The organism is Streptococcus sp. CF8-6 (assembly GCF_024295845.1).
GTDB classification, from domain to species: Bacteria; Bacillota; Bacilli; order Lactobacillales; family Streptococcaceae; genus Streptococcus; species Streptococcus oralis_BO.
On sequence record NZ_JANCOF010000002.1, the window covers coordinates 87963 to 106068 of the forward strand.

The following is an 18106-nucleotide window of genomic DNA, read 5'->3' on the forward strand; positions in this document are numbered from 1 at the left end:
TATAGAAGAACTACCATTTTGGTAGTTCTTTTTAAGCCTCTTAATCCCCTAGTTAAAAATATAAAAAGGGCAGCGCTTCGTATAGTGAGGGTGTAGTTTAAGAATCTTGCAGTTCTTGGAATAGTTTGAATAGAAAAAGGTAAAAGGTTGCCATCTACCCCTGAACTGAGGTATACTAGTAGAAACATTAGTTTATCTATCGGTGAGGGAGAATGTTAGAAAAGGAAGGGAATGTATGACAGCTAGAAAAATGCAGCTACTCATGTCCAAATATGGTTTTAGTATTACCATCATGTTGGCAGAGTTGTTTATCGTCTTTGGTTTATTTCTCTATCTAGGGCAGATGGCTCCGATTCTCTGGATTATCCTAGTCATTTTAGTGAGCTTAGCGACTATTGTATCGATTGTCAATCGGTCCATGAATCCTGAGAGTAAGGTAACATGGTTGTTAGTAGCCTTTGTGCCAGTTTTTGGCCCCTTGCTCTATATCATGTTTGGAGAACGTCGTTTATCTAAAAAAGAATTGAAGCAGCTAAAGCAGCTCCAATCAATGGTTGACCGAGAGGACAATAGCAGAGCTCTCCGTTTGGAGTTAAAAGAGCAGGACAAATCGGCTTACGGGGTTATCAAATCTCTCCTCAGCATGGACACGAATGCCGATGTCTATGATCGAACGGATACACAATTTTTTGCATCTGGTGAAAGCATGTGGCGCCAGATGCTAGAGGATCTCAAGAAAGCAGAGAAGTTTATCTTTCTCGAATACTATATCATCGAAGAAGGTTTGATGTGGAACAGCATCTTAGAAATTTTGGAAGAAAAGGCTGCTCAAGGAGTGGAGGTGAAGCTTCTCTATGATGATATTGGATGTATGGCAACCTTACCTGGGGATTATACTATTCAGCTTCGTAGTCGAGGGATTGAAGCCCATAAATTTAACAAGGTGATTCCGCGCTTAACTGTTGCTTATAACAACCGTGATCACCGTAAAATCATGGTTATCGATGGTCAAATTGCCTATACAGGTGGTGTCAATCTGGCCGATGAGTATATCAACCATATCGAACGCTTTGGTTATTGGAAGGATAGCGGTATTCGGTTGGATGGACCAGCAGTTAAGGCTTTTACCAGACTCTTTTTATCTGCCTGGTACATCAACCGTGGAGAGATTAGTGACTTTGACCAATACCATCTCGAAAATCAGCCCAAAGATGGGATGGGGCTCTGTATTCCCTATAGTAGTGGGCCAAAACCCATCTACCGAGCCCAAGTTGGAAAAACGGTCTACCAAAATCTTATCAATCAAGCTACAGATTACGTCTACATCACGACTCCCTATCTGATTGCGGACTACGATCTAACTGAAAGTATCAAAAATGCAGCTCTGAGAGGGGTAGATGTGCGAATTGTGACGCCGTGTATCCCAGATAAGAAGGTTATTCAGTTAGTTACTCGAGGAGCCTATCCAGACTTGCTATCTGCGGGGGTTCGTATTTATGAGTACAGTCCGGGATTCCTTCATAGCAAGCAAATGCTTGTCGATGGAGAGGCAGCTACTGTGGGGACCATCAATTTTGACTATCGTAGCTTGCTCCACCACTATGAAAATGCCGTCTTACTTTATAGAACGCAGTCCATCATCGATATTGAAAGGGACTTCGAAGAGATTTTTAAAGTTTCTCAAGAAATTTATCCTCACACTATCAAAACCAGTTGGTATCAAAGCCTAATCAAGGAAATTGTCCAGTTGTTTGCGCCTATGCTCTAACTATCCACTAAGATCTAGCCCAAAGCTGGATCTTTTTTGTCTTCTTACGAATAGATAAGTAAAGGAGAAAACCATGCTTAATCTAGAAGATGATGATTTTATCAGAGAGTATAGAAACAGCCGATTTCACCGTTTTCGTGAAATCGAACGCTTTGCGATATTGGATAAGAAATTCAGCAAATATCAATCCCAAGCTGACATTCCTGTAAGATTTTGATATACTAAAACAGATAAACTTAGAGGAGAAATTGAATGAACGTATACGGGAAAATAGATGAAAAACAAGAAGAATCTCATTACCAAGACTGGTCAGTGCCAGAGAAACGAGAAGGAGCTCCCATTCCCTTTTTTAGTATTTTGCTTTGGAGTTTAGTGGCCACAGCCATTTCGGTTGCCCTGCCTTTTATTTTTGGTTTAGTCAGTCCGCAACAAACTCAGGATCTTTATACAGGTTGGGCCTTGCATCAAAATGGTCAAATGTATACAGATTACTTTGGGACGGAGGGATTGCTCTATTATGTGCTAAACTATCTTTTTCAAGGCAGTATTTTGCTTGCTTTGGCTGAGTGGTTGGCCTTGTTTGGAGCAGGTGTTTTTCTTTTTAAGGCCGCGGATACTCTTGCCGGCCAAGAAAAGGAAGCGGAGCGAGTTGTCTTTATTTTATACTTGCTTGTAGCGGGCCTCGCTTTTGGTGGTGGCTATGCTCTCTTGCTAGCCCTGCCTTTCCTATTTTATTCATTGAGTATCGTTACAAATTATCTCGCTTTTCCAAAGGACGACAAAGGATTTGTACGAGTGGGGATGAGCCTTGCACTTGCTTTCTTCCTTGCGCCAATCCAAACCGCCTTGTTTGCGGCTGTACTGGCCTTGGGAATTATCGGCTTTAATCTAGGCAAAGGTCACTTTGTTCATGGTCTATATCAGTTTTTTGCGTCAGCCCTAGGATTTTCACTCTTATTCTATCCTTTAGGCTACTATACAGTGTGGACAGGTAGTTTTGGGGATGCCATTAGCCAAACCTTATATCCGGTAAATACTCTTAGCCTCTTTTCGAACTCGCATTTGCTTGAAAATGCAGCCTTCTATGGCTTGCTTGCTATTGGATTAGGTTCCCTTGGTTTGCTCTTTGCAGGCTTGTTCCAGTCAAAACCAGCCAAGCAATATGCCCTCTCAATTGCTGCTAGCTTGGGATTGATGGTTTCTTTGGGAATCTTGATTCTCTCCAAAGAAACCATCAATGGTACTCGTCTTGTGGTGCTAATTCCTTTCTTGGTCCTGCTCCTTCTGACAGGAATCAAGGAAGATGTTTCGGATGGAGGGAGTCGTCGTAGAAGAAGACGTGAGAAACAAACTTCTTTCTTTAAAGGAAATTTCTATCTACCACTGATTGCCCTTGCCTACCTTATTGTTCTTCCTATTGTGAGTCGCTACCTTTCTCACCCAGCGACTTATCAGGAGAGAGAACGTCTTGCTAGCATGGTCAAACAACAAACGAGTTCTGAGGATCGTGTCTATGCATGGGATGATCGTCCTGATTTCTACCGTGCAAGTGAACGCTTGGCGCCGACTTCTCTATCAACTCCAACACTCTATACTGCAAGCGATGAAAATAAAACCAAACTGATGAATGACCTGAAAGAGAATCAGCCGAAGATGATTGTGGTCAATCAAAAAGTTGCCTTGTGGTCAGATGTAGAGAGCTGGCTCAGTGAAAACTATGAGCTTGTTCAGACAGATACTAGCGAGTTCAAACTTTATAAATCAAAATAACAAAAAATCAATATCTTGTGGAATTTTAAAAATTTTAGGATTTTTGACACAAGATATTGATTTTTATTTTTAGAGTGGTATAATACTTCATAGAACAACATTTTAGAAAAGAGCATGGATATGATTGTATTAGAAGAAAAGCTTGTAACCGTTCCCACCTTGTTCGTTGAAAAACGAGATGGTAGACGTGTGGTGTTTGATGTAGACAAGATTGACAAGGCTCTCCACAAGGCGGCGGAAAAGGTTATGGACGTTACGCCTCTAGTAGAAAAACGCCTAAATGGTCTAGTTGAAAGAATCGTGACTGAAATTCACAGTCGCTTCCCTCAAGGTGTCAAGATTTACGAAATTCAAAATGTCGTAGAACATGAACTCCTTGAAGCCAAAGAATATGCCTTGGCTGAGGAGTATATCACTTATCGGACACAAAGGGATTTTGAGCGCTCAAAAGCGACAGATATCAACTTTAGTATCCATAAACTTCTCAATAAAGACCAGGCGGTTGTCAATGAAAATGCTAATAAAGACAGTGATGTTTTTAATACCCAACGTGATTTGACAGCGGGGATTGTTGGGAAATCAATCGGACTGCAAATGCTTCCTAAGCACGTAGCCAATGCTCACCAAAAAGGGGATATCCACTATCATGACTTGGACTACAGCCCCTACACTCCTATGACCAACTGCTGTTTGATTGATTTTAAAGGCATGTTGGAAAATGGTTTTAAGATTGGGAATGCAGAGGTAGAGAGTCCCAAGTCTATCCAGACTGCGACAGCTCAAATTTCTCAAATCATCGCCAACGTTGCTTCTAGCCAGTACGGGGGGTGCTCAGCTGACCGTATCGATGAAGTCTTGGCGCCTTATGCGGAGAAGAATTATCAAAAACATCTCAAGGATGCGGAAGAGTGGGTCTTGCCTGACAAACGGGAAGATTACGCTTGGAAGAAAACCCAAAAAGACATCTATGATGCTATGCAATCTCTTGAGTATGAAATCAACACCCTCTTCACTTCAAATGGACAAACACCATTTACTTCGCTCGGTTTTGGTTTAGGGACTAGTCGTTTTGAGCGAGAAATTCAAAAAGCTATCTTGAACATCCGAATCAAGGGGCTTGGTTCAGAACACCGTACAGCTATCTTCCCTAAACTCATCTTTACGCTAAAAAGAGGACTCAACTTAGAGGAAGGTTCACCTAACTACGACATCAAACAGTTGGCCCTTGAGTGTGCAACCAAGCGGATGTACCCAGATATCTTGTCCTACGATAAGATTATTGAGTTGACAGGTTCTTTCAAGGTTCCTATGGGATGCCGTTCTTTCCTTCAAGGATGGAAAGATGAAAATGGTGTTGAGGTCAATTCAGGTCGGATGAATCTAGGTGTTGTGACAGTCAATCTGCCTCGTATCGCCCTCGAGTCTGAAGGGGATCTGAATAAGTTTTGGGAAATCTTCAATGAGCGGATGAACATCGCAGAAGATGCTCTGGTTTACCGTGTTGAACGGACCAAGGAAGCAACACCAGCGAATGCCCCAATCCTCTATCAGTACGGGGCCTTCGGACGCCGTCTCGGAAAAGAAGAAAGTGTTGATCAACTCTTTAAGAATCGCCGTGCGACAGTTTCGCTGGGCTACATTGGTTTGTACGAAGTGGCTACTGTCTTCTTTGGAAATAGCTGGGAAAGCAATCCTGAAGCCAAGGAATTCACACTGGATATTATTCGTGATATGAAACGTCGAGTGGAAGAGTGGTCTGACCAATATGGTTACCATTTCTCTATCTACTCCACACCGTCTGAAAGTCTGACAGATCGCTTCTGCCGCTTGGATACAGAGAAGTTCGGCTCTATTCCTGATATTACGGATAAGGAATACTACACCAACTCTTTCCACTACGATGTCCGGAAAAATCCAACACCGTTTGAAAAATTAGACTTTGAGAAAGTTTATCCAGAAGCAGGTGCGTCAGGTGGTTTCATCCATTATTGTGAATACCCAGTCCTTCAGCAAAATCCTAAAGCCTTGGAAGCTGTCTGGGACTATGCCTATGACCGTGTCGGTTATCTAGGGACCAATACTCCGATTGATCGTTGCTACAAGTGTGACTTTGAAGGGGATTTTGAACCAACTGAGCGAGGATTTGCTTGTCCAAACTGTGGCAATAGCGACCCTAAAACAGTAGATGTGGTCAAACGTACGTGTGGTTATCTGGGAAATCCTCAAGCACGTCCGATGGTTAACGGACGCCACAAGGAAATCGCTGCGCGTGTCAAACACATGAATGGCTCTACTATCAAAACAGCTGGACATGAAGTAACAAATTAGAAGGAAACGGAATGGGGAAATACCAATTAGACGATAAGGGACGCGCACAAGTGACCCGTTATCACGAGAAACACTCTAAAGGTGGAGCGGGAAAAAAAGAACGTTTGCTCAACCTCAGAGAACAGTTTTTAAACAAAAACAAGAAAAAATAAAAGTGAGAGTTCGCTCTCGCTTTTCTCTTAGCGGGAGGTAAGGATGGAATTACGTAGACCAAGATTAGCAGATAAAGAAACAGTTTTAGAGATGATGGCAGAGTTTGAACAAGCACAGTCCCCTCATGATGGTGGGTTTTGGAACGCCAACAATTTTGTTTATGAAGAGTGGCTAGAAGAAAATCTTCAAGCGGAAGCGGGACTCAATATTCCTGAAAACTGGGTTCCTGCTATCCAGCTGGTTAGTTTTGACGTAGCAGGCCAGGCTCTTGGCTTTCTCAACCTTCGTCTCCGATTAAATGACTACTTACTAGAAAATGGGGGTCATATTGGCTACTCCATCCGCCCCTCTGAAAGAGGCAAGGGTTATGCCAAAGAAGCCCTCAGACAAGGCCTGCAAGTTGCCAAGGAGAAGAACATCAAAAAAGCACTTGTGACCTGTAGTACGGAAAATCCTGCTAGTAGGGCGGTGATTGTGGCAAATGGTGGGGTGTTTGAGGATGTTCGCAATGGTGTAGAACGTTACTGGATAGATTTGGAGTAAAAGGATGACATGGAATACACCAAAACCAGGTGAATGGAAAAGTGAGGAACTTAGTAAAGGACGGATCATTGATTATAAGGCCTTTAACTTTGTCGATGGAGAAGGTGTACGCAACTCTCTCTATGTATCAGGTTGCATGTTTCACTGCGAGGGGTGCTATAATGTTGCGACTTGGTCTTTCAACGCAGGCATTCCCTATACGGCAGAATTAGAAGAACAAATCATGGAAGACCTTGCCCAACCCTATGTTCAAGGCTTGACCTTACTGGGAGGAGAACCTTTTCTCAATACTGGTATCCTCTTGCCCCTCGTTAAGCGCATTCGAAAGGAACTGCCAGACAAAGACATCTGGTCCTGGACGGGCTACACGTGGGAGGAAATGATGATGGAAACTCCAGATAAACTGGAACTCTTGTCGCTGATTGACATCCTTGTTGATGGACGGTATGATAAAAGCAAGCGCAATCTCATGCTCCAGTTTCGAGGGTCTTCTAATCAACGAATTATCGATGTGCAAAAATCCCTCAAAAGTGGGCAAGTGGTGATTTGGGACAAGCTTAATGACGGAAAAGAAAACTATGAACAGGTGAAGAGAGAATGAAGAAAAAAGACCTGATAGAACAACTGGTTTCAGAGATCGAAACGGGAAGAATTAGGACGCTAGGGATCTACGGTCATGGGGCTTCAGGCAAGTCAACCTTCGCTCAGGAATTATATCAAGCCCTAGATTCTACTACAGTAAATTTACTAGAAACAGATCCCTATATCACTTTAGAACGTCACCTGGTAGTACCAAAGCAAGCGCCAGATCAAAAGGTGACAGCTTGTCTGCCAGTGGCGCATGAATTGGCAAGTTTACAGAGAGATATTCTCGCCTTGCAGGCAGGTATGGATGTCTTGACAATCGATGAACCGTGGAAAGCTAGCGAGGTCTTGTCTGGAGCAAAGCCAATTCTTATTGTTGAAGGGATGTCTGTGGGTTTTCTACCCAAGGAACTCTTTGACAAAACCATCTGTTTCTACACGGATGAGGAGACCGAATTAAAGAGGCGCTTAGCTCGAGATACGACTATGAGAAATCGTGATGCATCTTTTGTATTGGCTAGCCATCAGATGAGGCGGGAGCAGTATCTGCGATACTATAGAGAAACCGAGTCTAAAGCGGACATTTTAGTAGATCAATCAGAAGATACATTCAAGGTCAAAATGACACACACTATATAGAAGAAAAGGCGGTTTTTATAGATATAAATCCGTAATCTTGGAAAGATGAAAAGAGAAAACAGTTTCATCCTAAAAAAACGAAAAAAAGCTCACAAATCCCTTGCAATCGCAGGGGCTTTGTGTTATTCTACCGTGGTGCTGTAAATCACATCTTTAGCTGTGATGCAAGAGGTTGTGACCACGATTGGATACACTGCCACACAACGCGCGTCGATTTCCTATTTTTGCTTTGAGTTGGAATCCCTTTATGTCTTAGACTTGAGCACAAAAAATGTTCGTTAAAAACTTTCCAGACTATATCAATAAGAATTGGAAGGATGGTCTTGGTTGAAGCCTGCATTGTTTTTCAGCTCTGGTTGAGACCGATAAATTGAACGTTTTGTCTGTTATAGGCATCGTTTTTTCTGGGAAAAGGGAGTTGATAGTGAATGGTGTGATATATCCTATACGCAAAGAATGCTATTTCATTTTGTTGCGTGAATTAGCCTCTTGGTAGCTAGAAAGTTTAGAGCTGAGGTTGATTGCTAGTCAGTCACCTTAGAAGTGAAAGTAAAAGGAGCGAAGGAATGTTTTTAAAAATAATCAGTAGTATCTCTACAAATAATTTCCAAGATCCAAACATGATGGAAAAAATTAGCCATCTATGGCAGGAACACCAGAAAGAAGTAGAGGAGGCATTTGCCCAAGGGCTTTCGATTTATGCAGTCTATCATGATTATGTCAGCGACTACAAGGGGGATTACAGCTTGTCGCTCTGTAGTCTATCCGATAAAGAAGACTGGGATTTTGACACTTCAGGACAAACCTACCAAGTATTTGAGGTGGATACAAGTGATTCAAAAGGTTTTCTTCATACCTGGCAACAAATTTGGCAGGCAGAAGAAGCAAGAGAACTGCGACGTCAGTATAGTATTGATTTTGAAAAATATGATCCAGATCAGACAGTATCTATCTTTATCGCCACCTCCAAAAATGGGTAAATTGTCAAACTAAGTTTTATTTACGAAAGAGGATCAGAACATACTCTAGTAACTTAGGTTAGTAAAAAAACGAAAAAAGCTCGCAAATCCCTTGCAATCGCAGGGGCTTTGTGTTATTCTATTATGGTGCTGTAAATTACAGCCTTAGCTTTGATGCAAGAGGTTGCGACACGCTCGGTTGCATTGCCACGCAACGCGCGTCGGTTTTCTTGTGGAGCTAGCCTATTATCTTAAATAGACGAAAAGGAGAAAAAGATGGCAAACAAAAAAATCCGTATCCGTTTGAAAGCATACGAACACCGTACGCTTGACACAGCGGCTGCAAAAATCGTAGAATCAGCTACTCGTACAGGTGCACAAGTTGCGGGTCCAATCCCACTTCCAACTGAACGTAGCCTCTACACAATCATTCGTGCGACTCACAAATACAAAGACTCTCGCGAACAATTTGAAATGCGTACACACAAACGTTTGATCGATATCGTTAACCCAACTCAAAAAACAGTTGATGCGTTGATGAAATTGGATCTTCCAAGTGGTGTAAACGTAGAAATCAAACTTTAATCCAAAGTTTGAAACCTTGAGCATGAAAAACGCTCGTTAAAAACTTTTTGAATAAAAAATATAGAAAAGGAACTATTTTCTCATGACAAAAGGAATCTTAGGGAAAAAAGTGGGAATGACTCAAATCTTCACTGAAGCTGGCGAATTGATCCCTGTAACAGTTATTGAAGCAACTCCAAACGTTGTTCTTCAAGTTAAAACTGTAGAAACAGACGGATATAACGCTATCCAAGTTGGTTTCGATGACAAACGCGAAGTATTGAGCAACAAACCTGCTAAAGGACATGTAGCGAAAGCTAACACGGCTCCTAAGCGCTTCATTCGTGAATTCAAAAACGTTGAAGGCTTGGAAGTTGGTGCTGAAATCACAGTTGAAACATTCGCAGCTGGAGACGTTGTTGACGTAACTGGTACTTCTAAAGGTAAAGGTTTCCAAGGTGTTATCAAACGCCACGGACAATCACGTGGACCAATGGCTCACGGTTCTCGTTACCACCGTCGTCCAGGTTCTATGGGACCTGTTGCGCCTAACCGCGTATTCAAAGGTAAAAACCTTGCAGGACGTATGGGTGGCGACCGCGTAACAATTCAAAACCTTGAAGTTGTACAAGTTGTTCCAGAAAAGAACGTTATCCTTATCAAAGGTAACGTACCAGGTGCTAAGAAATCTCTTATCACTATCAAATCAGCAGTTAAAGCTGTTAAATAATAAAGAAAGGGGAAATCAGTCACAATGGCAAACGTAACATTATTTGACCAAACTGGTAAAGAAGCTGGCCAAGTTGTTCTTAACGATGCAGTATTTGGTATCGAACCAAATGAATCAGTTGTGTTTGATGTAATCATCAGCCAACGCGCAAGCCTTCGTCAAGGAACACACGCTGTTAAAAACCGCTCTGCAGTATCAGGTGGTGGACGCAAACCATGGCGTCAAAAAGGAACTGGACGTGCTCGTCAAGGTTCTATCCGCTCACCACAATGGCGTGGTGGTGGTGTTGTCTTCGGACCAACTCCACGTTCATATGGCTACAAACTTCCACAAAAAGTTCGTCGCCTAGCTCTTAAATCAGTTTACTCTGAAAAAGTTGCTGAAAACAAATTTGTAGCCGTTGATTCTCTTGAATTTACAGCTCCAAAAACTGCTGAATTTGCAAAAGTTCTTGCAGCATTGAGCATCGATTCTAAAGTTCTTGTTATCCTTGAAGAAGGAAATGAATTCGCAGCTCTTTCAGCTCGTAACCTTCCAAATGTGAAAGTTGCAACTGCTACAACTGCAAGTGTTCTTGACATCGCAAATAGCGACAAACTTCTTGTCACACAAGCAGCTATCTCTAAAATCGAGGAGGTTCTTGCATAATGAATTTGTATGATGTTATCAAAAAACCTGTCATCACTGAAAGCTCAATGGCTCAACTTGAATCAGGAAAATATGTATTTGAAGTTGACACTCGTGCACACAAACTTTTGATCAAGCAAGCTGTTGAAGCTGCTTTCGAAGGTGTTAAAGTTGCCAATGTTAACACAATCAACGTAAAACCAAAAGCGAAACGTGTTGGACGTTACACTGGTTTTACTAACAAAACTAAAAAAGCTATCATTACACTTACAGCTGATTCAAAAGCAATCGAGTTGTTCGCTGCTGAAGCTGAATAATCTAAGGAGGAAATATCGTGGGAATTCGTGTTTATAAACCAACAACAAACGGTCGCCGTAATATGACTTCTTTGGATTTCGCTGAAATCACAACAAGCACTCCTGAAAAATCATTGCTTGTTGCTTTGAAGAGCAAGGCTGGTCGTAATAACAACGGTCGTATCACTGTTCGTCACCAAGGTGGTGGACACAAACGTTTCTACCGTTTGGTTGACTTCAAACGTAACAAAGACAACGTTGAAGCAGTTGTTAAAACTATCGAGTACGATCCAAACCGTTCTGCAAACATCGCTCTTGTACACTACACTGACGGTGTGAAAGCATACATCATCGCTCCAAAAGGTCTTGAAGTTGGTCAACGTATCGTTTCAGGTCCTGAAGCAGATATCAAAGTCGGAAACGCTCTTCCACTTGCTAACATCCCAGTTGGTACTTTGATCCACAACATCGAATTGAAACCAGGTCGTGGTGGAGAATTGGTACGTGCTGCTGGTGCTTCTGCCCAAGTATTGGGTCAAGAAGGTAAATACGTTCTTGTTCGTCTTCAATCTGGCGAAGTTCGTATGATTCTTGGAACTTGTCGTGCTACAGTTGGTGTTGTCGGAAACGAACAACATGGACTTGTAAACCTTGGTAAAGCAGGACGTAGCCGTTGGAAAGGTATCCGCCCAACAGTTCGTGGTTCTGTAATGAACCCTAACGATCACCCACACGGTGGTGGTGAAGGTAAAGCACCAGTTGGTCGTAAAGCACCATCTACTCCATGGGGCAAACCTGCTCTTGGTCTTAAAACTCGTAACAAGAAAGCGAAATCTGACAAACTTATCGTTCGTCGTCGCAACGAGAAATAATAGTAAACTAGTCGCCTAAGCAACTAGGAAATCCGCCAGCTCGGTAGCGCTCCATGTGAGCGCAAGCCGCTGTGGTACAACATTTAAAGGAGAAAATATAAAAATGGGACGCAGTCTTAAAAAAGGACCTTTCGTCGATGAGCATTTGATGAAAAAAGTTGAAGCTCAAGCTAACGACGAAAAGAAAAAAGTTATCAAAACTTGGTCACGTCGTTCAACGATCTTCCCAAGTTTCATTGGTTATACTATTGCAGTTTATGACGGACGTAAACACGTACCTGTTTACATCCAAGAGGACATGGTAGGTCACAAACTTGGTGAATTTGCACCAACTCGTACTTACAAAGGTCACGCTGCAGACGACAAGAAAACACGTAGAAAATAAGGAGAACATAAATGGCAGAAATTACTTCAGCTAAAGCAATGGCTCGTACAGTACGTGTTTCACCTCGTAAATCACGTCTTGTTCTTGACAACATCCGTGGTAAAAGCGTAGCCGATGCTATTGCAATCTTGACATTCACACCAAACAAAGCTGCTGAAATCATCTTGAAAGTTTTGAACTCAGCTGTAGCTAACGCTGAAAACAACTTTGGTTTGGACAAAGCTAACTTGGTAGTATCTGAAGCATTCGCAAACGAAGGACCAACTATGAAACGTTTCCGTCCACGTGCGAAAGGTTCAGCTTCACCAATCAACAAACGTACAGCTCACATCACTGTAGCTGTTGCAGAAAAATAAGGAGGTAAAATCGTGGGTCAAAAAGTACATCCAATTGGTATGCGTGTCGGCATCATCCGTGATTGGGATGCCAAATGGTATGCTGAAAAAGAATACGCGGATTACCTTCATGAAGATCTTGCAATCCGTAAATTCGTTCAAAAAGAACTTGCTGACGCAGCAGTTTCAACTATCGAAATCGAACGCGCAGTAAACAAAGTTAACGTTTCACTTCACACTGCTAAACCAGGTATGGTTATCGGTAAAGGTGGTGCTAACGTTGATGCACTCCGTGCAAAACTTAACAAATTGACTGGAAAACAAGTACACATCAACATCATCGAAATCAAACAACCTGATTTGGATGCTCACCTTGTAGGTGAAGGAATTGCTCGTCAATTGGAGCAACGTGTCGCTTTCCGTCGTGCACAAAAACAAGCAATCCAACGTGCAATGCGTGCTGGAGCTAAAGGAATCAAAACTCAAGTATCAGGTCGTTTGAACGGTGCAGATATCGCCCGTGCTGAAGGATACTCTGAAGGAACTGTTCCACTTCATACACTTCGTGCAGATATCGATTACGCTTGGGAAGAAGCAGATACTACATACGGTAAACTTGGTGTTAAAGTATGGATCTACCGTGGTGAAGTTCTTCCAGCTCGTAAAAACACTAAAGGAGGTAAATAACCAATGTTAGTACCTAAACGTGTTAAACACCGTCGTGAATTCCGTGGAAAAATGCGCGGTGAAGCAAAAGGTGGAAAAGAAGTAGCATTCGGTGAATACGGTCTTCAAGCTACAACTAGCCACTGGATCACTAACCGCCAAATCGAAGCTGCTCGTATCGCCATGACTCGTTACATGAAACGTGGTGGTAAAGTTTGGATTAAAATTTTCCCACACAAGTCATACACTGCTAAAGCTATCGGTGTGCGTATGGGATCTGGTAAAGGGGCGCCTGAAGGTTGGGTAGCACCAGTTAAACGTGGTAAAGTGATGTTCGAAATCGCTGGTGTATCTGAAGAAATCGCTCGCGAAGCACTTCGTCTTGCAAGCCACAAATTGCCAGTTAAATGTAAATTCGTAAAACGTGAAGCAGAATAAGGAGAAGGCATGAAACTTAATGAAGTAAAAGAATTTGTTAAAGAACTTCGTGGTCTTTCTCAAGAAGAACTCGCGAAGCGCGAAAACGAATTGAAAAAAGAATTGTTTGAACTTCGTTTCCAAGCTGCTACTGGTCAATTGGAACAAACAGCTCGCTTGAAGGAAGTTAAAAAACAAATCGCTCGTATCAAAACAGTTCAATCTGAAGCGAAATAATAGACTAGGGAAGGAGAAATTTCAATGGAACGCAATAATCGTAAAGTTCTTGTTGGACGTGTTGTATCTGACAAAATGGACAAGACAATCACAGTTGTAGTTGAAACAAAACGTAACCACCCAGTCTATGGTAAACGTATTAACTACTCTAAAAAATACAAAGCACATGATGAAAACAATGTTGCCAAAGAAGGCGATATCGTACGTATCATGGAAACTCGTCCGCTTTCAGCTACAAAACGTTTCCGTCTTGTAGAAGTTGTTGAAGAAGCGGTCATCATCTAATCAAACCTGAAAGGAGAAAACTGAAATGATTCAAACAGAAACTCGTTTGAAAGTCGCAGACAACAGCGGTGCTCGCGAAATCTTGACTATCAAAGTTCTTGGTGGTTCAGGACGTAAATTTGCAAACATCGGTGATGTTATCGTGGCATCTGTAAAACAAGCTACTCCTGGTGGTGCGGTTAAAAAAGGTGACGTTGTAAAAGCTGTTATCGTTCGTACTAAATCAGGTGCTCGTCGTGCTGATGGTTCATACATCAAATTTGACGAAAACGCAGCAGTTATCATCCGTGAAGACAAAACTCCTCGCGGAACACGTATCTTTGGCCCAGTTGCACGTGAATTGCGTGAAGGTGGCTTTATGAAGATCGTGTCACTTGCTCCAGAAGTACTTTAATTGATTGCTCAATGAAAATTAAAACAAGTCTAGGAAGTGAGACGAAAGCATAACTTAAGTTAGGTGAGTTGAAACTGATGAAGAATTGCTTTAATTTTCGCAGAGTAAAAACAAACAAACTAGTCCCCTGGATTCAACTCCAGGGTGCCCTTATGGGCGTAAGAAAAATCAAGGAGAAACCTAATGTTTGTAAAAAAAGGCGACAAAGTTCGCGTAATCGCTGGTAAAGATAAGGGAACAGAAGCTGTTGTCCTTACTGCCCTTCCAAAAGTAAACAAAGTTATCGTTGAAGGTGTTAACATCGTTAAGAAACACCAACGTCCAACTAACGAGCTTCCTCAAGGTGGTATCATCGAAAAAGAAGCAGCTATCCACGTATCAAACGTTCAAGTATTGGACAAAAATGGTGTAGCTGGTCGTGTTGGTTACAAATTTGTAGACGGTAAAAAAGTTCGCTACAACAAAAAATCAGGCGAAGTGCTTGATTAATCACGAAGGAAAGGAGAAGTATAATGGCAAATCGTTTAAAAGAAAAATATCTTAATGAAGTAGTTCCTGCTTTGACAGAACAATTCAACTACTCATCAGTGATGGCTGTGCCTAAAGTAGATAAGATCGTTTTGAACATGGGTGTTGGTGAAGCTGTATCAAACGCTAAAAGTCTTGAAAAAGCTGCTGAAGAATTGGCACTTATCTCAGGTCAAAAACCACTTATCACTAAAGCTAAAAAATCAATCGCCGGCTTCCGTCTTCGTGAAGGTGTAGCGATCGGTGCAAAAGTTACCCTTCGTGGTGAACGTATGTACGAATTCTTGGACAAATTGGTTTCGGTTTCACTTCCACGTGTGCGTGACTTCCACGGTGTTCCAACAAAATCATTTGATGGACGCGGAAACTACACTCTTGGTGTGAAAGAACAATTGATCTTCCCAGAAATCAACTTCGATGACGTTGACAAAACTCGTGGTCTTGACATCGTTATCGTAACAACTGCTAACACTGACGAAGAGTCACGTGCATTGCTTACAGGCCTTGGAATGCCTTTTGCAAAATAATATAGGAGGTAAATCTAATGGCTAAAAAATCAATGATTGCTAAGAACAAACGTCCAGCGAAGTTCTCTACTCAAGCTTATACTCGTTGTGAAAAATGTGGTCGTCCACATTCAGTTTACCGCAAATTTAAACTTTGCCGTGTTTGCTTCCGTGAATTAGCTTACAAAGGACAAATTCCTGGTGTAACAAAAGCATCTTGGTAATATCATGATACAAAGAGCGTAACAACCACAGCAAAAATAGGAAATTTGGTGAAGGAGCGATGCCCCAAAACAAATTTATCTTTTTTGCACAGGTTGTAGCTCGTGTTCAAATAAGAGTTCTCTCATTTGAATGTGTCAATACTATCTGAGCATAGCTCAATCATTAACTAGCAAGTGCAACTTGCAAACTACTAGTAAGAGGAGAAAAACAAAATGGTTATGACTGACCCAATCGCAGACTTCCTAACTCGTATTCGTAACGCTAACCAAGCGAAACACGAAGTACTTGAAGTACCTGCATCAAACATCAAAAAAGGGATTGCTGAAATCCTTAAACGCGAAGGTTTTGTTAAGAACGTAGAAATCATCGAAGATGACAAACAAGGCATCATCCGTGTATTCCTTAAATACGGACCAAACGGTGAAAAAGTTATCACTAACTTGAAACGTGTTTCTAAACCAGGACTTCGTGTCTACAAAAAACGTGAAGATCTTCCAAAAGTTCTTAACGGACTTGGAATTGCTATCCTTTCAACTTCTGAAGGTTTGCTTACTGATAAAGAAGCTCGCCAAAAGAACGTTGGTGGGGAAGTTATCGCTTACGTTTGGTAAAATCAAGATACAAAGCTCGTGAAGAACAAAGCAAAATTAGGAAGTTGGAGAAGTTTGTTTACAAACAAGACAACTTATCTATTTTGCACAGTTCTTAGAGCGTGTTCAATTTAGCTATTGAACTCAATAAGTATCTTTAACCCCCGTGAAAACTGGCCGTTCTGGCCTGACAATTTAACAGGAGAATAAAAACATGTCACGTATTGGTAATAAAGTTATCGTGTTGCCTGCTGGTGTTGAAATCACTAACAATGACAACGTTGTAACTGTAAAAGGACCTAAAGGAGAACTTACTCGTGAGTTCTCAAAAGATATTGAAATTCGTGTGGAAGGTACTGAAGTAACTCTTCACCGTCCAAACGATTCAAAAGAAATGAAAACAATCCACGGAACTACTCGTGCCCTTTTGAACAACATGGTAATTGGTGTATCAGAAGGATTCAAGAAAGAACTTGAAATGCGCGGGGTTGGTTACCGTGCACAACTTCAAGGATCTAAACTTGTTTTGGCTGTTGGTAAATCACATCCAGACGAAGTTGAAGCTCCAGAAGGAATTACTTTTGAACTTCCAAACCCAACAACAATCGTTGTTAGCGGAATTTCAAAAGAAGTAGTTGGTCAAACAGCTGCTTACGTACGTAGCCTTCGTTCACCAGAACCATATAAAGGTAAAGGTATCCGTTACGTTGGTGAATTCGTTCGCCGTAAAGAAGGTAAAACAGGTAAATAATGTTGAGTGGTTGATTTTCAACCACCAACCTATTTTCCAACTTAGTGCATAGCACACGATTTAAAACTAAAGAGGTGAAAACTGTGATTTCTAAACCAGATAAAAACAAACTCCGCCAAAAACGCCACCGTCGCGTTCGCGGAAAACTCTCTGGAACTGCTGATCGCCCACGTTTGAACGTATTCCGTTCTAATACAGGCATCTACGCTCAAGTGATTGATGACGTAGCGGGTGTAACGCTCGCAAGTGCTTCAACTCTTGACAAAGAAGTTTCAAAAGGAACTAAAACTGAACAAGCCGTTACTGTCGGTAAACTCGTTGCAGAACGTGCAAACGCTAAAGGTATTTCAGAAGTGGTGTTCGACCGCGGTGGATATCTATATCACGGACGTGTGAAAGCTTTGGCTGATGCAGCTCGTGAAAACGGATTGAAATTCTAATAGGAGGACACTAGAAAATGGCATTTAAAGACAATGCAGTTGAATTAGAAGAACGCGTAGTTGCTGTCAACCGTGTTACAAAAGTTGTTAAAGGTGGACGTCGTCTTCGTTTCGCAGCTCTTGTTGTTGTTGGTGACCACAACGGTCGCGTAGGATTTGGTACTGGTAAAGCTCAAGAAGTTCCAGAAGCAATCCGCAAAGCAGTAGAAGATGCTAAGAAAAACTTGATTGAAGTTCCTATGGTTGGAACAACAATCCCACACGAAGTTCTTTCAGAATTCGGTGGAGCTAAAGTATTGTTGAAACCTGCTGTAGAAGGTTCTGGAGTTGCCGCTGGTGGTGCAGTTCGTGCCGTTGTGGAATTGGCAGGTGTGGCAGATATTACATCTAAATCACTTGGCTCTAACACTCCAATCAACATTGTTCGCGCAACTGTTGAAGGTTTGAAACAATTGAAACGCGCTGAAGAAGTTGCTGCCCTTCGTGGTATCTCAGTTTCTGATTTGGCATAAG

Annotated in this window: 28 protein-coding genes; all 28 read left to right on the forward strand. The window is 41.9% G+C overall.

The window, feature by feature from the left end:
* Window positions 1-235 precede the first annotated feature (235 nt).
* The 28 genes from cls to rpsE all read left to right on the forward strand — a co-directional run bounded on the left by cls (window position 236) and on the right by rpsE (window position 18105).
* On the forward strand, window positions 236-1768 hold the full coding sequence (gene cls / locus NML69_RS03995; RefSeq protein ID WP_254725381.1) for a cardiolipin synthase: 1533 nt from the start codon (window positions 236-238) through the stop codon (window positions 1766-1768).
* 73 nt (window positions 1769-1841) lie between these two features.
* Window positions 1842-1985 carry a hypothetical protein gene (locus NML69_RS04000; protein WP_000933182.1) on the forward strand — a complete coding sequence of 48 codons (144 nt, stop codon included), beginning with the start codon at window positions 1842-1844 and terminating at the stop codon, window positions 1983-1985.
* 35 nt (window positions 1986-2020) lie between these two features.
* Window positions 2021-3538, forward strand: a complete 1518-nt coding sequence (locus tag NML69_RS04005; protein ID WP_254725382.1) for a damage-inducible protein CinA — start codon at window positions 2021-2023, stop codon at window positions 3536-3538.
* 120 nt (window positions 3539-3658) lie between these two features.
* On the forward strand, window positions 3659-5866 hold the full coding sequence (nrdD, locus tag NML69_RS04010; protein WP_254725383.1) for an anaerobic ribonucleoside-triphosphate reductase: 2208 nt from the start codon (window positions 3659-3661) through the stop codon (window positions 5864-5866).
* A gap of 11 nt (window positions 5867-5877) precedes the next feature.
* On the forward strand, window positions 5878-6018 hold the full coding sequence (locus NML69_RS04015; protein WP_000521618.1) for a hypothetical protein: 141 nt from the start codon (window positions 5878-5880) through the stop codon (window positions 6016-6018).
* A gap of 43 nt (window positions 6019-6061) precedes the next feature.
* Window positions 6062-6562, forward strand: a complete 501-nt coding sequence (locus tag NML69_RS04020; protein ID WP_254725384.1) for a GNAT family N-acetyltransferase — start codon at window positions 6062-6064, stop codon at window positions 6560-6562.
* Between the two features lie 4 nt (window positions 6563-6566).
* Window positions 6567-7163 carry an anaerobic ribonucleoside-triphosphate reductase activating protein gene (nrdG, locus tag NML69_RS04025; RefSeq protein ID WP_254725385.1) on the forward strand — a complete coding sequence of 199 codons (597 nt, stop codon included), beginning with the start codon at window positions 6567-6569 and terminating at the stop codon, window positions 7161-7163.
* Window positions 7160-7786 (forward strand): uridine kinase, encoded by a 627-nt coding sequence (locus NML69_RS04030; RefSeq protein ID WP_254725386.1) that lies wholly within the window; start codon window positions 7160-7162, stop codon window positions 7784-7786. Before nrdG ends, NML69_RS04030 begins: the two co-directional genes overlap by 4 nt.
* Before the next feature lie 566 nt (window positions 7787-8352).
* Window positions 8353-8766: an effector binding domain-containing protein gene (locus NML69_RS04035; RefSeq protein WP_000478847.1), complete on the forward strand. Its 414-nt coding sequence runs from the start codon at window positions 8353-8355 to the stop codon at window positions 8764-8766.
* A 255-nt stretch (window positions 8767-9021) separates the two neighbouring features.
* Window positions 9022-9330, forward strand: a complete 309-nt coding sequence (gene rpsJ, locus NML69_RS04040) for a 30S ribosomal protein S10 (RefSeq protein ID WP_001284513.1) — start codon at window positions 9022-9024, stop codon at window positions 9328-9330.
* An 82-nt stretch (window positions 9331-9412) separates the two neighbouring features.
* Window positions 9413-10039: a 50S ribosomal protein L3 gene (gene rplC, locus NML69_RS04045; protein ID WP_254725387.1), complete on the forward strand. Its 627-nt coding sequence runs from the start codon at window positions 9413-9415 to the stop codon at window positions 10037-10039.
* Between the two features lie 24 nt (window positions 10040-10063).
* Window positions 10064-10687, forward strand: coding sequence for a 50S ribosomal protein L4 (gene rplD, locus NML69_RS04050; protein WP_000024539.1), 624 nt, complete (start codon window positions 10064-10066; stop codon window positions 10685-10687).
* Window positions 10687-10983, forward strand: a complete 297-nt coding sequence (locus tag NML69_RS04055) for a 50S ribosomal protein L23 (RefSeq protein ID WP_254725388.1) — start codon at window positions 10687-10689, stop codon at window positions 10981-10983. The genes rplD and NML69_RS04055 overlap by 1 nt, the downstream gene beginning before the upstream one ends.
* Window positions 10984-11000: 17 nt before the next feature.
* Complete coding sequence (rplB, locus tag NML69_RS04060; RefSeq protein ID WP_000512910.1) at window positions 11001-11834, forward strand: 50S ribosomal protein L2; 834 nt, start codon at window positions 11001-11003, stop codon at window positions 11832-11834.
* Window positions 11835-11937: 103 nt separating this feature from the next.
* Window positions 11938-12219: a 30S ribosomal protein S19 gene (gene rpsS / locus NML69_RS04065; RefSeq protein ID WP_000533766.1), complete on the forward strand. Its 282-nt coding sequence runs from the start codon at window positions 11938-11940 to the stop codon at window positions 12217-12219.
* A gap of 11 nt (window positions 12220-12230) precedes the next feature.
* Window positions 12231-12575 (forward strand): 50S ribosomal protein L22, encoded by a 345-nt coding sequence (rplV, locus tag NML69_RS04070; protein ID WP_000818137.1) that lies wholly within the window; start codon window positions 12231-12233, stop codon window positions 12573-12575.
* A gap of 12 nt (window positions 12576-12587) precedes the next feature.
* Window positions 12588-13241: a 30S ribosomal protein S3 gene (rpsC, locus tag NML69_RS04075; RefSeq protein WP_000529936.1), complete on the forward strand. Its 654-nt coding sequence runs from the start codon at window positions 12588-12590 to the stop codon at window positions 13239-13241.
* A 3-nt stretch (window positions 13242-13244) separates the two neighbouring features.
* Window positions 13245-13658, forward strand: coding sequence for a 50S ribosomal protein L16 (gene rplP, locus NML69_RS04080; protein WP_000960946.1), 414 nt, complete (start codon window positions 13245-13247; stop codon window positions 13656-13658).
* 9 nt (window positions 13659-13667) lie between these two features.
* Window positions 13668-13874 carry a 50S ribosomal protein L29 gene (rpmC, locus tag NML69_RS04085; protein WP_000772918.1) on the forward strand — a complete coding sequence of 69 codons (207 nt, stop codon included), beginning with the start codon at window positions 13668-13670 and terminating at the stop codon, window positions 13872-13874.
* Window positions 13875-13898: 24 nt separating this feature from the next.
* Window positions 13899-14159, forward strand: coding sequence for a 30S ribosomal protein S17 (rpsQ, locus tag NML69_RS04090; RefSeq protein WP_000440801.1), 261 nt, complete (start codon window positions 13899-13901; stop codon window positions 14157-14159).
* Window positions 14160-14184: 25 nt separating this feature from the next.
* Window positions 14185-14553, forward strand: coding sequence for a 50S ribosomal protein L14 (gene rplN / locus NML69_RS04095; RefSeq protein ID WP_000616545.1), 369 nt, complete (start codon window positions 14185-14187; stop codon window positions 14551-14553).
* 183 nt (window positions 14554-14736) lie between these two features.
* Window positions 14737-15042, forward strand: a complete 306-nt coding sequence (gene rplX, locus NML69_RS04100; protein WP_000497691.1) for a 50S ribosomal protein L24 — start codon at window positions 14737-14739, stop codon at window positions 15040-15042.
* Between the two features lie 23 nt (window positions 15043-15065).
* The gene (rplE, locus tag NML69_RS04105) at window positions 15066-15608 is read left to right on the forward strand and encodes a 50S ribosomal protein L5 (RefSeq protein WP_000013542.1); all 543 of its coding nucleotides are present in this window, start codon (window positions 15066-15068) and stop codon (window positions 15606-15608) included.
* A 17-nt stretch (window positions 15609-15625) separates the two neighbouring features.
* The gene (locus NML69_RS04110) at window positions 15626-15811 is read left to right on the forward strand and encodes a type Z 30S ribosomal protein S14 (RefSeq protein WP_001085697.1); all 186 of its coding nucleotides are present in this window, start codon (window positions 15626-15628) and stop codon (window positions 15809-15811) included.
* Between the two features lie 213 nt (window positions 15812-16024).
* On the forward strand, window positions 16025-16423 hold the full coding sequence (gene rpsH / locus NML69_RS04115; RefSeq protein ID WP_000245504.1) for a 30S ribosomal protein S8: 399 nt from the start codon (window positions 16025-16027) through the stop codon (window positions 16421-16423).
* 193 nt (window positions 16424-16616) lie between these two features.
* The gene (rplF, locus tag NML69_RS04120) at window positions 16617-17153 is read left to right on the forward strand and encodes a 50S ribosomal protein L6 (protein WP_000086624.1); all 537 of its coding nucleotides are present in this window, start codon (window positions 16617-16619) and stop codon (window positions 17151-17153) included.
* Between the two features lie 83 nt (window positions 17154-17236).
* Window positions 17237-17593, forward strand: a complete 357-nt coding sequence (rplR, locus tag NML69_RS04125; protein ID WP_004244055.1) for a 50S ribosomal protein L18 — start codon at window positions 17237-17239, stop codon at window positions 17591-17593.
* Between the two features lie 17 nt (window positions 17594-17610).
* Window positions 17611-18105 (forward strand): 30S ribosomal protein S5, encoded by a 495-nt coding sequence (gene rpsE / locus NML69_RS04130; protein ID WP_000874204.1) that lies wholly within the window; start codon window positions 17611-17613, stop codon window positions 18103-18105.
* Window position 18106: the final 1 nt, after the last annotated feature.

Bases quoted from the DNA above. Each gene is read 5' to 3' on its own strand.
- rpsS (WP_000533766.1), top strand. From the start codon at position 11,938: ATGGGACGCAGTCTTAAAAAAGGACCTTTCGTCGATGAGCATTTGATG.
- rpsE (WP_000874204.1), top strand. From the start codon at position 17,611: ATGGCATTTAAAGACAATGCAGTTGAATTAGAAGAACGCGTAGTTGCT.
- nrdG (WP_254725385.1), top strand. From the start codon at position 6,567: ATGACATGGAATACACCAAAACCAGGTGAATGGAAAAGTGAGGAACTT.
- nrdD (WP_254725383.1), top strand. From the start codon at position 3,659: ATGATTGTATTAGAAGAAAAGCTTGTAACCGTTCCCACCTTGTTCGTT.
- NML69_RS04035 (WP_000478847.1), top strand. From the start codon at position 8,353: ATGTTTTTAAAAATAATCAGTAGTATCTCTACAAATAATTTCCAAGAT.
- rpsQ (WP_000440801.1), top strand. From the start codon at position 13,899: ATGGAACGCAATAATCGTAAAGTTCTTGTTGGACGTGTTGTATCTGAC.
- rplD (WP_000024539.1), top strand. From the start codon at position 10,064: ATGGCAAACGTAACATTATTTGACCAAACTGGTAAAGAAGCTGGCCAA.
- NML69_RS04015 (WP_000521618.1), top strand. From the start codon at position 5,878: ATGGGGAAATACCAATTAGACGATAAGGGACGCGCACAAGTGACCCGT.
- NML69_RS04110 (WP_001085697.1), top strand. From the start codon at position 15,626: ATGGCTAAAAAATCAATGATTGCTAAGAACAAACGTCCAGCGAAGTTC.
- rplN (WP_000616545.1), top strand. From the start codon at position 14,185: ATGATTCAAACAGAAACTCGTTTGAAAGTCGCAGACAACAGCGGTGCT.
- NML69_RS04005 (WP_254725382.1), top strand. From the start codon at position 2,021: ATGAACGTATACGGGAAAATAGATGAAAAACAAGAAGAATCTCATTAC.
- rplC (WP_254725387.1), top strand. From the start codon at position 9,413: ATGACAAAAGGAATCTTAGGGAAAAAAGTGGGAATGACTCAAATCTTC.
- NML69_RS04030 (WP_254725386.1), top strand. From the start codon at position 7,160: ATGAAGAAAAAAGACCTGATAGAACAACTGGTTTCAGAGATCGAAACG.
- rpsJ (WP_001284513.1), top strand. From the start codon at position 9,022: ATGGCAAACAAAAAAATCCGTATCCGTTTGAAAGCATACGAACACCGT.
- rplE (WP_000013542.1), top strand. From the start codon at position 15,066: ATGGCAAATCGTTTAAAAGAAAAATATCTTAATGAAGTAGTTCCTGCT.
- rpmC (WP_000772918.1), top strand. From the start codon at position 13,668: ATGAAACTTAATGAAGTAAAAGAATTTGTTAAAGAACTTCGTGGTCTT.
- rplP (WP_000960946.1), top strand. From the start codon at position 13,245: ATGTTAGTACCTAAACGTGTTAAACACCGTCGTGAATTCCGTGGAAAA.
- cls (WP_254725381.1), top strand. From the start codon at position 236: ATGACAGCTAGAAAAATGCAGCTACTCATGTCCAAATATGGTTTTAGT.
- NML69_RS04020 (WP_254725384.1), top strand. From the start codon at position 6,062: ATGGAATTACGTAGACCAAGATTAGCAGATAAAGAAACAGTTTTAGAG.
- NML69_RS04000 (WP_000933182.1), top strand. From the start codon at position 1,842: ATGCTTAATCTAGAAGATGATGATTTTATCAGAGAGTATAGAAACAGC.
- rplV (WP_000818137.1), top strand. From the start codon at position 12,231: ATGGCAGAAATTACTTCAGCTAAAGCAATGGCTCGTACAGTACGTGTT.
- rplX (WP_000497691.1), top strand. From the start codon at position 14,737: ATGTTTGTAAAAAAAGGCGACAAAGTTCGCGTAATCGCTGGTAAAGAT.
- rplF (WP_000086624.1), top strand. From the start codon at position 16,617: ATGTCACGTATTGGTAATAAAGTTATCGTGTTGCCTGCTGGTGTTGAA.
- rpsH (WP_000245504.1), top strand. From the start codon at position 16,025: ATGGTTATGACTGACCCAATCGCAGACTTCCTAACTCGTATTCGTAAC.
- NML69_RS04055 (WP_254725388.1), top strand. From the start codon at position 10,687: ATGAATTTGTATGATGTTATCAAAAAACCTGTCATCACTGAAAGCTCA.